Origin of the sequence: Ensifer adhaerens (genome assembly GCF_028993555.1) — a bacterium.
In the GTDB taxonomy this organism is placed as follows: Bacteria; Pseudomonadota; Alphaproteobacteria; order Rhizobiales; family Rhizobiaceae; genus Ensifer; species Ensifer adhaerens_I.
Genome location: NZ_CP118611.1, coordinates 1,554,943 through 1,568,266, shown reverse-complemented (window position 1 = coordinate 1,568,266; position 13,324 = coordinate 1,554,943). Strand labels below are relative to the sequence as shown.

At 62.5% G+C, this 13,324-nt stretch carries 10 protein-coding genes; 4 read left to right on the top strand and 6 right to left on the bottom strand.

Going from position 1 to position 13,324, the window contains the following annotated elements:
- Positions 1-40 precede the first annotated feature (40 nt).
- The gene (locus PWG15_RS27290) at positions 41-3,439 is read left to right on the top strand and encodes an acyl-[ACP]--phospholipid O-acyltransferase (protein WP_275024642.1); all 3,399 of its coding nucleotides are present in this window, start codon (positions 41-43) and stop codon (positions 3,437-3,439) included.
- A gap of 20 nt (positions 3,440-3,459) precedes the next feature.
- On the opposite strand, the gene PWG15_RS27285 is transcribed toward PWG15_RS27290, so the two are convergent.
- The 6 genes from PWG15_RS27285 to PWG15_RS27260 form a co-directional block, all read right to left on the bottom strand.
- Positions 3,460-4,479 (bottom strand): hypothetical protein, encoded by a 1,020-nt coding sequence (locus tag PWG15_RS27285; RefSeq protein ID WP_275024641.1) that lies wholly within the window; start codon positions 4,477-4,479, stop codon positions 3,460-3,462.
- Positions 4,476-5,582, bottom strand: a complete 1,107-nt coding sequence (locus PWG15_RS27280) for a GNAT family N-acetyltransferase (protein ID WP_275024640.1) — start codon at positions 5,580-5,582, stop codon at positions 4,476-4,478. The genes PWG15_RS27285 and PWG15_RS27280 overlap by 4 nt, the downstream gene beginning before the upstream one ends.
- Complete coding sequence (locus PWG15_RS27275) at positions 5,575-6,774, bottom strand: phosphatidylglycerol lysyltransferase domain-containing protein (RefSeq protein ID WP_275024639.1); 1,200 nt, start codon at positions 6,772-6,774, stop codon at positions 5,575-5,577. Before PWG15_RS27275 ends, PWG15_RS27280 begins: the two co-directional genes overlap by 8 nt.
- Entirely contained in the window at positions 6,771-7,658 is an 888-nt protein-coding gene (locus PWG15_RS27270; protein ID WP_275024638.1) for a HesA/MoeB/ThiF family protein, read from the bottom strand. Before PWG15_RS27270 ends, PWG15_RS27275 begins: the two co-directional genes overlap by 4 nt.
- Positions 7,655-8,602 carry a hypothetical protein gene (locus PWG15_RS27265; RefSeq protein ID WP_275024637.1) on the bottom strand — a complete coding sequence of 316 codons (948 nt, stop codon included), beginning with the start codon at positions 8,600-8,602 and terminating at the stop codon, positions 7,655-7,657. Before PWG15_RS27265 ends, PWG15_RS27270 begins: the two co-directional genes overlap by 4 nt.
- A 321-nt stretch (positions 8,603-8,923) precedes the next feature.
- On the bottom strand, positions 8,924-9,823 hold the full coding sequence (locus tag PWG15_RS27260; RefSeq protein WP_275024636.1) for a LysR family transcriptional regulator: 900 nt from the start codon (positions 9,821-9,823) through the stop codon (positions 8,924-8,926).
- 117 nt (positions 9,824-9,940) lie between these two features.
- On the opposite strand from PWG15_RS27260, the gene PWG15_RS27255 reads away from it, so the two are divergent.
- The 3 genes from PWG15_RS27255 to PWG15_RS27245 all read left to right on the top strand — a co-directional run bounded on the left by PWG15_RS27255 (position 9,941) and on the right by PWG15_RS27245 (position 13,274).
- Positions 9,941-10,873 carry a VOC family protein gene (locus tag PWG15_RS27255; protein WP_275024635.1) on the top strand — a complete coding sequence of 311 codons (933 nt, stop codon included), beginning with the start codon at positions 9,941-9,943 and terminating at the stop codon, positions 10,871-10,873.
- A 139-nt stretch (positions 10,874-11,012) separates the two neighbouring features.
- Entirely contained in the window at positions 11,013-11,300 is a 288-nt protein-coding gene (locus tag PWG15_RS27250) for a XapX domain-containing protein (protein ID WP_275024634.1), read from the top strand.
- Positions 11,301-11,396: 96 nt separating this feature from the next.
- Positions 11,397-13,274 carry an amidohydrolase gene (locus PWG15_RS27245; protein ID WP_275024633.1) on the top strand — a complete coding sequence of 626 codons (1,878 nt, stop codon included), beginning with the start codon at positions 11,397-11,399 and terminating at the stop codon, positions 13,272-13,274.
- Positions 13,275-13,324 lie beyond the last annotated feature (50 nt).

Here is a 13,324-nt window from a genome sequence, read left to right as displayed (position 1 = left end):
GACTTTCATCTAGAACGCTCAAAAAAAGGGGAGACGTTCCGTGAAAAACAATCTCATGACTTCTCGGCGGTTTGCGCCACTCTTCTGGACGCAGTTCCTGTCGGCGTTCAACGATAATTTTCTCAAGAACACGCTCGTCTTCCTCATCCTTGCCACCGTGGCAGCCGAAGAGGCGGGGTCGCTCGTCACACTGGCCGGCGCCGTCTTCATGGCGCCGTTCCTGCTCTTTTCCGCACTCGGTGGCCAAATTGCCGACAAGTTCGACAAGGCGGTCGTCGCCGAGCGGCTGAAGCGCTGGGAACTCGCTGCCGCGGGTGTTGCCGTCGTCGGCATTGCGTTCTCCTCCATCGCGGTGCTGCTGGTTGCGCTCTTCCTGTTCGGTGCCATCTCCGCGCTCTTTGGGCCTGTCAAATACGGCATCCTGCCCGACCACCTGGAGCGCAAGGAACTGCCGCGTGCCAACGCCTGGATCGAGGGGGCGACGTTCATCGCCATCCTCGGCGGCACAGTCGTCGCGGGGCTTGCCGCAGCCGATGGCGTCAATCCCTGGCTGTTTGGCCCGATGATGCTCGGCCTTGCACTCGCCTGCTGGCTTTCCAGCCGCTACATTCCACGTCTCGGCGCCAAGGCGCCGGACCTTGTCGTCGATCGCAACGTCCTGCGTTCCACCGGACACCTCCTCGCGTCACTGCGCGGCGACAAGCGGCTCTGGCGCACCGCGTTGATGGCGGCGTGGTTCTGGCTGGCGGGCGCGATCGTGCTGTCGTTGCTGCCGCCCATGGTGAAGAACCATCTCGGCGGCGACGAGACTGCGATCACCGCCTATCTCGCCGTCTTCGCCGTAGCGATCGGGGTCGGCTCGGCGATTGCCGCCTGGATGTCCGCGGGACGTATCGTGCTCCTGCCGGCACCGCTCGGCACGCTGATCATGGCGCTGTTCGGCCTCGATCTCGCCTGGTGCGTCGGGCATGCCGGGGCGGTCGCTCCGACCGAGACGCTTTCTGCTTTCTTCGCCGGTCCCTACACCCTGCGCATCGCCATCGATCTGGCTGGCATGGCTATTGCCGGCGCCTTCCTTGCCGTACCCACGCTCGCGGCCCTTCAGGCCTGGGCGCAAGAGGACGAGCGATCGCGCGTCATCGGTGCGTCGAATGTGCTGTCCGCAGCCTTCATCACCGCCGGTGGCGGCCTTGTCGCCGTCTTGCAGGCGTCCGGCGTGTCGACATCAGTACTTTTCGCCGGCCTTGCGCTCGCCAATGCCGTGGCGGCCTTTGTCATGCTGCGCACGCTGCCGACCAATGCTTTCCGTGATTTCGTATCCATCCTCTTCCGTGCCTTCCTTCGGCTGGAAGTGGACGGCCTCGACAATCTGAAAAAGGCGGGGCGTGCGCCGATCATCGCACTCAACCACGTTTCCTTTCTCGATGGCGCGCTGGCGCTCGCGCTCACCGACGAGGAACCGACCTTCGCTGTCGACTACACCATCGCCAAGGCCTGGTGGGTGAAACCGTTCCTGAAGATGTGCAACTTCCTGCCGCTGGATCCTTCAAAGCCGATGGCAACGCGCACGCTCATCAAGACGGTCAACAATGGCGAGCCGCTCGTGATCTTCCCCGAGGGTCGCATCACGGTCACCGGTGCGCTGATGAAGGTCTATGACGGTGCCGCAATGGTGGCCGACAAGACCGGCTCCATGGTCGTGCCCGTCCGTATCGACGGTCTGGAGAAGAGCTACTTCTCTCGCCTCAGTTCCTTGCACGTTCGCCGCCGGCTGTTTCCGAAGGTGAAGGTCACCATTCTGGAGCCGGTTCGTCTCTCCGTGCCGCAGGAGCTGAAAGGTCGCAAGCGCCGGATGGCCGCGGGTGCAGCTCTTTATCAGGTCATGTCGATGCTGATGTTCCGCACCACGGATACCGACACCACTGTGCTTGAAAAGGTGATCAAGACGGCCAAGGAGCGCGGGTTCAACCGGCTCGCGGTGCAGGACCCGGTCACCGGCTCCCTGACCTATGGCAAACTGCTGACGGGGGCAGCCGTGCTTGGCGCGAAGTTCAAGTCGCTCTTCCCGGACGAAAAGGCGCTCGGCGTTCTCCTGCCCAACGCCAACGGTGCGGTCGCAACCATCCTCGGCGTGATGTCGGCGGGCAAGGTACCGGCGATGCTGAACTTCACGGCGGGCGCGGCCAACATCATATCGGCGTGCAAGGCGGCAGAGGTCCGCTACGTGCTGACGTCGCGAGCCTTCGTCACCCAGGCGAAGCTCGGTACGGTCGTGGAGGAGTTGTCGAAGACGGTGGAGATCGTCTGGCTCGATGACCTGCGCCAGACGGTCGGCCTTGCCGACAAGCTGCGTGGTCTCTTGCGAAAAGGCCGGCCGCTTGTCCGACGCACGGCTGACGATCCGGCCGTCATTCTCTACACCTCCGGCTCCGAAGGAACGCCGAAAGGCGTGGTGCTGACGCACCGAAACATCCTCTCCAACGCAGCGCAGGCAGCGTCCCGTATCGATTTCCATTCGGGCGACAAGGTGTTCAACATCCTGCCGGTGTTCCATTCTTTCGGGCTCACGGCGGGCACGGTCTTGCCGCTCATCTCCGGCGTGCCGGTCTATTTCTATCCGTCGCCGCTGCACTACCGCATCATTCCGGAACTGATCTACGCTTCCAACGCGACAATCATCTTCGGGACCGACACCTTCCTGAACGGTTATGCGCGGACGGCCCATCCCTACGACTTCCGCTCGATCCGCTACTGCTTCGCCGGTGCCGAGCCGGTCAGGGCCGCCACACGCGCGCTCTACATGGAGAAGTTCGGCGTCCGCATCCTCGAAGGCTACGGCGTCACCGAGGCCGCACCGGTGATCGCGCTGAACACGCCGATGTTCAACAAGGCCGGCAGCGTCGGCAAGATCATGCCGGGCATGGAGTACAGGCTCGAAGCCGTGCCGGGCGTCCTGGAGGGTGGACGGCTCTTCATCCGAGGCGCAAACGTCATGGCCGGATATCTCCGCGTGGAAAATCCCGGTGTGATCGAGCCGACGCCAGACGGCTGGCATGACACCGGTGATATCGTCACCGTGGACGAAGACGGTTTCATCGTCATTCGCGGTCGGGCCAAGCGGTTCGCCAAGATCGGTGGCGAGATGGTTTCGCTCGGTGCTGTGGAGGCGCTTGCAGGAGAGCTGTGGCCGGGTCATTTGACGGTCGTTGTATCCCTGCCTGATGCCAAGAAGGGCGAACGCCTGGTCATGCTCACCGACGCTCCCGGCGCGACGCGCGCCACATTCCTGCGCTTCGCCAAGGAAAAGGGGGCGATGGACATGATGGTGCCGTCGGACGTGAAGGTCGGTGCCGTGCCGGTGCTTGGGACCGGCAAGGTGGATTTCGTCAGTGCGCAGAGGCTTCTCGCCGAGGCTGCAAGGACCGAGAACGCTGCCTGAGATGGAGACGGGAGTCGGCCTCAGGCCGGCTTTCCGTCCAGCACGAGGTCCTGTACCGGGATGCGATATTTCGGAACTGTCGACGGAGCCGGCCCAACGCGCAGTACATTGATCAGCCGGTGGCCAGGCGGCAATGGGAAGCGCTGCTGCAAGGCCTCTGTGGCATCGGGCCGATCAGCCAGCACCGCCATCGGCCAGCCGGCGAAGCCAAAGCGCGTGAAGCCTAGCCAGAAACGATAGAAAGCCCGTCCTGAAGCGATCGGGCTTTCGCTCTCCGGCCGATGAAACAGGAGACAAGCCGTGGCGGTCATCGACTTCGCGGCTTCGGCGACGAGAGCTCGACCGAGGCCGAGCCGGTCGGCAATGTCGAAAAGCGGCGAAGCGAGCACATGTCCCGCCAGTGCGCCTTCCAGCCGGCCCATCTGCAGGGCGGCAAGATTGAGCCCGTCCAAGGCATAGGTCGGATGGGAGGGAGAAAGCCGCATCCACGCCACGAGTTCATCGCGGAACGCGCGCTCGCGCATGATCGACAAGCTCGCGTGGTCGTTCAGCCGGGCGACAAAGGCCAGATCCTCGTGACCGCTGGCGAGCTTTACATCAGCCGCTTCCGCCGCCCAGTGCTCAAGCCGTGTGACCTGTTCGGGTGCGGCGGCCAAAAAGCGAGCACGCCATGTGAAGCGCCTGGTGATCCAGCCGGAAAGCTCGTGCGGCTTTGCATCGCCCGCAAGTGTCAGCCGCGCGGACAATCGGTAACCGCGCCGCCAGTCGAGAATGTTGTCGGCCCAGAGATCTTCGATGGCCACACCGAGCCCATGCGCGGCGAGCGCCATCACCATGCCTTCGAGCGCTGTGCCACAGGAGAGCGCCATGTCGCGACCGGTCGGATCGCCGATTCCGAGATGCCGGGAGAGGTCGGCCGCGAGCAAAATGCGTCCGTCCCCGTCGAGCGCCCAGCGGGCCGGCTGGGTATTGTGGACGGAGGGGGCGAGATTGGCTTCTGCCGCCAGATCGGCGAGCGTGGCGGCATCAATGCGGCTCATAGTGTCTTTCCGAAGAGATGCAGACGATGCAGGGGCCTTGCGCCGGCTTTTTCTGCCTGCCTCAGGCTCGCCGCATTGACGTCTGCGATCCAGGTGCCGCCGGCAGTCTCATAGCCGGCCCGGCGCATTTCGCTAAGCACGTGGGCAAGCAGAAGTGGATTGAGACCACGCCCCTGATGCTCCGGCTTCACGCCCTGAAATATGATTACGGCACGCCGGCGCTGGAGGCGATGCTTGAGCAAATGCCAGGGCGCACTCAACCCGAGCCGCGAGCCCATCGCCTTCAACATCGGGTTGACGTCGGGTATGGCGATCACCGCGCCGGCTGGCGCGCCGTCCTTTTCCGCAACCGCCGAGATGCGCGGATCCATGATCCACTTCATCTCCCTGGCCTGAAAGTCGAATTCCGCACGGCTGACCGGCACGAACATCGGATTGTCTGCAAAGCTCTCATTGAGGATCAGCCGGGAATCCTCCAACCTGCGCTCAAGCGTTGCTCGCCGGATTGGTGAAAAACGGAAGCCGTCGTCGAAAAGCGCGCGCATCTGTGTGCCGGCGAGCATGCCATCGGTGGCCACGGTGCGGACGTCGATTTCGAAGGTGGTCATCGGGAAGCAGGGGGCGTAGCCCCGCTTTTCCAGAAGCCGAGGCAGATAGGGTGGGCCCCAGATCTGATCCGTATAGGGCGCATTCTCGAAACCGCCAGTCATGACCCCCGCCTGCTGCATGGCAGTCAGGTTGAAGTTTCCAAGGATCTCGCCAAACCCCTTCGCTCGCGCCCAATCCTCCGCCCGCTCCAGCAGGGCAGCCGCAATGCGCTCGTCGTCGGCGCTGTCGAAGTAGCCGAAATAGCCGCGATCAAGCCCAAACTTCGCGTTCGATGCGCGGTGCATATGGGCCGTTATCCGCCCGCGCACGGCGCTTCCTTCATGGGCCGTGAAGATGGCGAAGTCTGCAGCCGTATCGAACAGAGGGTTCTTTTCAGCGGAAAGGAAGCGCCTGAGGTCGCTGAACATCGGCGAGACATAGGGCGTCTGCGCACCATAGATCTGAAAGGGGGCGGTGAAGAAGGCGTCGATATCCCCCGCGTGGATCTCAATCATGGAGCGAGTTCCTTTCGGAGATCAGCATGGCCATGCGCTGGACGACCTTCAACTCGGTCTCTGCACCTGGCGTCGCAGTGACGGAGGGCATATTGAGCGCTATCAGCCGGAACGGCCGGTTCGACACCAGCATGACATGGGTTGCTTCGTATTTTTCGAGCAGCCAGGCGAGCTGTTCGGCGTCCGATTGCGGCAGGCTGCCCGTTTCCGCCGTGCGCATCAAAGGTCGGGCAGCAAACAGCGCCTTGATGACCGGCACGTCGAGGTCGGAAAGTTCGTCCTCACCAAGCAGAAGTGCGCCATCTACCAACGGGTGGTTTTGCAATTCCTTGAGGAAGCCGAGTGTGTCGTCGATGCGGTCCTCGGCCAGATGCCGGATCAGGCTCTGCCGCCTTTGTTCCGTGCGCAGGCTGATGCTGTCCTTCCAGATCACGCCAAGCAAGGCGGCGCTGAGAATGACGCTCGTTGCACGGACCAGCGCTGCAGGTTCGAGCCCGTTTTCGAAACCGATGACAAGGGCTGCGATGAGGGTAACGGAGAGCAGGATGACGAAGGAGACGACCGTGTCACGATGCCCGACGGCGCGCTGACCAAGGCTGATCAGCAGCCAGCACAGGAACAGGATCGCCACCCCGCCAAGCCGCACAGGCTGGTCGATGTAGACCGAGCGGAAATCGGTGACGAGGAGTGGCAGGATCAAGAGCAGCGAGAGAGCGATGCGGTCGACCGCCTGGTTCTCCGCCTTCGACAGGCTTGTCCGATCGCGCGTTACCGTCATGTGCCCGGCAAGAGCGAAGGTGACGAGTTGATAGACAAAAAGCAGCGCGACGCGCCAGGGCTCGGCGATCGATGCCGGCAGGAAGGCGAGAACGAAGAAGGCGACGGCGCCCCCGGCTCCGATCCATTTCGTCGTCCTCGGCGCATGGCGGCGCAACAGGCCCTCGGCGAGGAGAACAGTCGAGAGCGGAACAAGGCCCGCAGTTATGATCGTTGTGGCCTTGAAGATGAAAAGATCGGTCCACCAGGCAAGCACCCGGCTTGCCATCAATGCGGCCAACACCTCCAATCCAAAGAGGAAGCGGCGGTTCAGCGGGCTTGCCGTATCGAAGCTACGAATAGTGCCGATCAGCACAAGGAGGCCGCCAAGTGCGGCCAGCGAAACAAAACTATCGGCAACGAGCGGCGTGTTCATGGCGCTGTCGGAGCCGCAAGCCGCTGCAGGTAGCGCCGTACCAGCGGTCGCAGCAGGGCCGCGACGATTGCATTGCGCGGACGCTCGACACGGCCGGCATGGAGGTTGAAGAACCAGCCACGGTAATCGGCAGACCGTGGACGGCCGATGACCACGTGGATCGCCTCGTAGGCCATCAATGTGCCGGTGCTGATCACCATCGGTGCGAAGGACATGCGACTGCGGGTGCCGGCAATCACTTCGCCGGCGAGCGAAAGATCGACATGGTGGCGCGAAGACGAATGGACCATCACGTATTCCGCCTCGCGCAGGAAAGCTTCCGACCGCTGATCCGCCGTCAGCGCGTTCCAGGCGGTTCCGGCCGTCTGATAGCCGAGCCGCTCTTCCGGCATCGGATCCTGCGGGCGCGTGACGTAGACCGAGGGGAGGGGAGACGCATAGGCATCGATCACCGTGCGTCCGAGGTTTCGCGAAACACGATAGAGCAGGAGACTGGCGGCGAGATCATCCGTTCCGTTGATGACGACGTCCGCTTTCGCAATGAGCGCCTCGACATGATCTGTCCATTCCGGCCCGAAGACGGTGATATCCAGCTCCGGATTGATCTTCAGGCAGAGATCGCGGGTCGCTTCTGCCTTGGGTGTGCCGATCGTGTCGGCAAAACAGAAGACCTGGCGGTTGAGGTTCGACAGTTCGAAACGGTCGATATCGGCGAGTATCAGACGGCCGATGCCGGCCCGCGCCAGCGCCTGGATGCAGGCGCCGCCCATGCCGCCGGTTCCGCAGACGAAGACGCTCGCCTCGCTCAAGCGGCGTTGCTCCGCCTCTGTGACAAAGCCGACGTTGCGTGTGGTGAAGGCCTCGTAGGAGAAGACGCTGCTCATTGATTTGAAGGCCTCAATATGCCCCACTGCCGACGGCTGTCCGTCCAATGCAAAACCGGTAGAGCCAGCCTTTGGACGAGGATGATGAAACTTGCGACCGCAAGGCGGCCGAGTGCGTTGCGCGGCACGCTTTCCATGAGGTAGCGTTGCGCCGCGTTGAGGTCGAGTTGGCCGATCTGGATGAGGTCGTCGCCGCGATCGTAGTCGAGTTCGGTGGCGCAGAAGTCGTTGTACTCCGCCTTGCGGTGCTTGGGCGCCGCCTCGAAGGTCTTTTTCAGGTTGTCGGAGCCGCCCGTATAGGCGTTGGTGATCACGAAGCGGTCGGCGTCGAAACCGGCATCAGGACCGACGCCGAAGACATGACGATGAGAGCCCATGATCGCCGTGGCGATCAGTTGCTGGTGCAACGATCGGCGAGCGCCACGCGTGGGCGCCGGAAAGACGCCACTGAAGGTCTCGGCCACCATGCCGGCAACGGCCGGCACTTGGGTGACATTCGAAATCCAGAGCGGACGAAGCTGGTTGCGCAGGAAGAGAAGAAAGCAGGTGAGGCCGTAGAGTACCCAGGAAAGCCCCTGGCTGCGAACTGCAGGGTCGATCATCACCAGCCCCAGGTGAAGAACGTCCACGGGTTTGCCCGAGAGAGAGACCTGGATGACCGGCAACGCATTGAAGGCGACCGGTTCGCCGTCCGAAACCCGATAGACGACCGTCACTATCGTCCGGGCGAGGGCGTCCTCACGCTCGGAGAAGACACCATAGTCCAGCTCTCCATCGGGAACCGATCGCTGCGCGACCTTGCGCAGATCGTGTCGCAGTCTGGCAACGTCCCGCTCGCTCATCCACAGCCCGGGGGCTTCGACGATCCTCGCGCGGAAATCTGGTGATGTCTTGAATGAGAGGTCGAGGCGCTTCTTCAGCACGACCGATATCAGATTGTACAATGGCTCTGGCCCGGCAGCTTCGATTCTAGAAGGGAGCTTTGTGCAAGCTTGGGTCGCATCTTCGCGGGAGAGAGCAAACATTTGGTTTAATTTCGCCCGAGAGCGAGCGTCGGCGGTTTGGTTTAAGGCAATGTTGGCATGGGTGCCCGCGGGCGCGGAGGCTCGCGGACGGCGAGGGGACTGTCCCTCGGATTATCTTGTGGAATCGAGCACCGCCTCTCCGGCTGCGCCCGAGGTCAGTGTCTTCACATACGCGATGAGATTAGGCCATCCGCGACACGCCAGTTCGCCGCGCGTCCAGACAAACGCGCAAAGGATGCTCTAGTCGAGCATGACCATGTGAGCGGTCAGTTGTTCCTCGAAGAACTTCGAGAAGGTCGCAATGCGGGGCGGTAGGGCCTGGTAAGGCGGATAATAGAGTGTCAACCAAAGGTCCGGTGGCGACCAGCTTCGCAGGACGTGGACGAGCCGGCCGCTGCGAATATGCTCGGCGATATCGAAGCCCGGCAGCATCGCCACGCCCGCGCCGTCTGCGGCCATGTTGGCAAGGACCTCGCCGTTGTTGGCGCTGAATGCCCTTCCGGCGACGATGGTGATGCTCGAGCCTCCGTCCGAAAGCAGCCAGTTCTCACGTCGGCTTTCGCCGCTATAGGCGAGACAATCGTCCGGAGTCAGTTCATTCGGGTGTTCCATCTCGGCGAACCGACTGCCTGGCGCGGCCACCAGAATCCGCGGCACCACCTTGATCTTGCGCCATATCGTAAACTTGTCCGAAGGGGCCGAAGAAATGCGGATCGCGAGGTCGTAATCGTCATCTACGATGTCTATCAAACCGTCCGACAGCGAGATCTCGAAGCACATCTTCGGGTAGAGCTCCCGGAAGCCGGAAAGGATCGGCGGCAGCACCGTCTTGCCGAGCCAAGTCGGCGCGCTGATCCTCAAACGTCCCTGGTCAGCCTTGTGGGCGTTCTTGACATCGCGCCGCGCGTTTTCGAGCGTCTCGACCGCCGGTTGAATCTGGGCGGCAAAGACGGCGCCGTCCGTCGTCAGGGATACCTGGCGGGTCGTGCGAACAAACAGCTGGACGCCGAGATCATCTTCAAGCGCGGCAATGGCCCGCGTGACAGCGGCGGGTGTCATATCGAGCTCGCGGGCAACCTGAGCGAAGTTGCGCTTGTCGGCAGCCATCAGGAAGATTTTCAGCGCTTTGTGATCATTCATCTCTATTATTTCAAAAAACGCAATTCATTCGGAAGAAATATTGCAATTCCACGACGTAATCAACCCGAGTACACCTTTTCCCAACGACAAACACCGTCACGAAGAAAGGCACGGGCCATGATCAAGGATATCAAGGGACTGCATCACGTCACCTCCATGGCGTCGGATGCGCAAGAGAACAACAGATTTTTCACTGACACGCTCGGTCTTCGCCGCGTGAAGAAGACGGTCAATTTCGACGATCCGAGTGTGTACCACCTTTATTACGGCGACGAGAAAGGTACGGCTGGTACCGTCATGACGTACTTTCCGTTCCCGCACATGATGATCGGACGGCCGGGCGTCGGCGAAGTCGGCGAGACCCAGTTCTCCATTCCAAAGGGGGCGCTGGCCTTCTGGAAGGATCGCCTCGCTGCGCAAGGTGTGGGTGGTCTTCAGGCCGACACGGCCTTTGGTGCCAACCGCCTGCGTTTCACAGGCCCCGATGGCGACGGCCTCGCCTTGGTCGAAACGGCCGACGATGTCCGTGCCCCCTGGCTCGCCGAGGGCATTTCCGAGGCCAACGCCATCCGCGGCTTCAGCGGCGCGCGCTTCAACCTTCACGACACGGCGGCGACCGAAGAACTCCTCCGTTTCATGGGTTATGAGCGTTCCGAGATTGAAGGGGACGTCACGCGGTTCATCATTCCCGGTGGCAACGGTGCAGACACGATCGAGCTCGCCGCGCTCCCGAAGACACCATTTGCGCGCCAGGGGGCGGGTTCGGTTCATCACATCGCCTTTGCGGTGGAGAACCGCGAAAAGCAACTCGAAGTGCGCAAGGCACTGATGGACACAGGCTACCAGGTAACTCCCGTCATCGATCGCGACTATTTCTGGGCGATCTACTTCCGAACACCGGGCGGGATCCTGTTCGAGATCGCAACCAACGAACCCGGCTTCGACCGCGACGAGGACACTGCCCACCTCGGCCAGGCGCTGAAGCTGCCGAACCGATACGAGCCTTTCCGCAACAAGATCGAGGCAAATCTGGTTCCTCTTGCCGCATAGGATCGGCGCCGTTCGCAAGCAGCATGTCCACCCTGGAAAACGTATCGACCCGAACCCGGCCAACGATGCGACAAGCAAAGCCACTCTGGTTGGGTCAACCCGCTCAGAGTGGCAGCCGCAACAATCAAGGACCACCGTCATGAAGCTCTACCTCATGTCACTCGGCGCCGGACTTCTGGTCGGCATCGTCTACAGCCTCCTCAACGTCCGCTCGCCGGCGCCGCCGGTCATCGCCCTGGTCGGCCTGCTTGGAATTCTCGTCGGCGAACAGATTGTTCCCTTTGCCAAAACTCTGTGGGGCAAGGAGCCCGCGGTGATCTCCTGGATCAATCAGATCAAGCCCCACATGTTCGGCCACATGCCGAAAGGAGAAAACCGGAGCGATGTCGCAACTGCGCACCAGATTCGGATCAAGTCTGATAATTGAGCCCGCGAAGAGAGCGAACTTGCGGGACGTGGCGATGACCGATCGCCACCCCGAACTTCCATTGCAATCTTGAAACTTGAAGCCTGGAGCCGACCAATGACGCCCGATCTCATCCTCCACAACGGCCTTTTCACGACGCTCGACCGCAGCCATCCGACGGCCAGCGCCGTGGCCATCAAGGACGGGAAGTTCCTGGCCGTCGGCGACGAGCGGACGATCATGGCGCTGGCCGGGTCGGATACCAAGGTGATCGACCTGAAGGGCAAGCGCGTTCTGCCGGGTCTCAACGACAACCACACCCACGTCGTGCGCGGCGGCCTCAACTTCAACATGGAACTGCGCTGGGACGGCGTGCGGTCGCTTGCCGATGCGATGGCGATGCTGAAGCGGCAGGTGGCGATCACGCCGGCGCCGCAATGGGTGCGCGTCGTCGGCGGCTTTACCGAACACCAGTTTGTCGAAAAGCGGCTGCCGACGATCGACGAGATCAATGCGATCGCCCCCGATACGCCGGTGTTCCTGCTGCATCTCTATGACCGGGCGCTTCTGAACGGCGCCGCCCTGAGAGCGGTCGGCTACACCAGGGACACGCCGAACCCGCCGGGCGGCGAGATCACCCGCGATGCCAACGGCAACCCGACCGGTCTGCTCTTGGCCAAACCCAATGCCGGCATCCTCTATTCGACGCTCGCCAAGGGACCGAAACTGCCCTTCGACTACCAGGTCAATTCCACCCGCCACTTCATGCGCGAACTCAACCGGCTCGGCATCACCAGCGTCATCGACGCCGGTGGTGGCTTCCAGAACTATCCGGACGATTATGCCGTCATCCAGAAGCTCTCGGATGACAATCAGCTGACCGTTCGCCTGGCCTACAACCTCTTCACCCAGAAACCGAAGGAGGAGAAGGAGGACTTCCTCCACTGGACCGCCTCGGTCAAATACAAGCAGGGCAACGACTACTTCCGCCACAACGGTGCCGGCGAGATGCTGGTGTTTTCGGCCGCCGACTTCGAGGACTTCCGCCAGCCGCGGCCCGAGATGGCGCCGGAGATGGAGGGCGAGCTCGAGGAGGTCGTCCGGGTCCTGGCCGAGAACCGCTGGCCCTGGCGGCTGCATGCCACCTATGACGAGACCATCAGCCGCGCGCTCGACGTCTTCGAGAAGGTCAACAAGGACATCCCGCTCGAAGGCCTGAACTGGTTCTTCGACCATGCCGAGACGATCTCCGACCGCTCGATCGACCGGATTGCCGCGCTGGGCGGCGGCATCGCCACCCAGCACCGCATGGCCTACCAGGGCGAATATTTCGTCGAACGCTACGGCCACGGGGTGGCGGAAGCGACGCCACCGATCAGCCGCATGCTGGAGAAGGGCGTCAACGTGTCGGCCGGCACCGATGCCACCCGGGTCGCCTCCTACAACCCCTGGGTCTCGCTGTCGTGGATGGTGACCGGCAAGACCGTCGGCGGCCTGCAGCTCTATCCGCGCGCCAATTGCCTCGATCGCGAGACGGCGCTTCGGATGTGGACCGAGAAGGTGCAGTGGTTTTCCAACGAAGAAGGCAAGAAGGGCCGGATCGAGAAGGGGCAGTTTGCCGACCTGATCGTGCCGAACAAGGACTATTTCGCCTGCCCGGAGGACGAGATCTCGTTCCTGACCTCGGAACTGACTGTTGTCGGCGGCAAGGTCGTCTATGCGGCCGGCGACTTCGCCGCCCACGACGACAACCCGGTGCCGCCGGCGATGCCCGACTGGTCGCCGGTCCGCACCTTCGGCGGCTATGCCGCCTGGGGCGAGCCCGATGGTGCCGGCAAGAACTCGCTCCGGCGCACGGCGATCACGACCTGCGGCTGCGCCAGCAATTGCGGCGTGCATGGCCACGACCATGCCGGCGCCTGGACGTCAAAGCTGCCGATCGCCGATCTCAAGGGCTTCTTCGGCGCACTCGGCTGCTCATGCTGGGCCGTGTGAGACACGCAAGGCGAACATATGGAACGGGCAGCGAATTGTCGCTGTCCGTT

Excerpts from the sequence above, each read along its gene's own strand:
- PWG15_RS27270 (WP_275024638.1), bottom strand. The coding sequence starts at position 7,658 with ATGAGCAGCGTCTTCTCCTACGAGGCCTTCACCACACGCAACGTCGGC.
- PWG15_RS27250 (WP_275024634.1), top strand. The coding sequence starts at position 11,013 with ATGAAGCTCTACCTCATGTCACTCGGCGCCGGACTTCTGGTCGGCATC.
- PWG15_RS27245 (WP_275024633.1), top strand. The coding sequence starts at position 11,397 with ATGACGCCCGATCTCATCCTCCACAACGGCCTTTTCACGACGCTCGAC.
- PWG15_RS27255 (WP_275024635.1), top strand. The coding sequence starts at position 9,941 with ATGATCAAGGATATCAAGGGACTGCATCACGTCACCTCCATGGCGTCG.
- PWG15_RS27275 (WP_275024639.1), bottom strand. The coding sequence starts at position 6,774 with ATGAACACGCCGCTCGTTGCCGATAGTTTTGTTTCGCTGGCCGCACTT.
- PWG15_RS27260 (WP_275024636.1), bottom strand. The coding sequence starts at position 9,823 with ATGAATGATCACAAAGCGCTGAAAATCTTCCTGATGGCTGCCGACAAG.
- PWG15_RS27280 (WP_275024640.1), bottom strand. The coding sequence starts at position 5,582 with ATGATTGAGATCCACGCGGGGGATATCGACGCCTTCTTCACCGCCCCC.
- PWG15_RS27285 (WP_275024641.1), bottom strand. The coding sequence starts at position 4,479 with ATGAGCCGCATTGATGCCGCCACGCTCGCCGATCTGGCGGCAGAAGCC.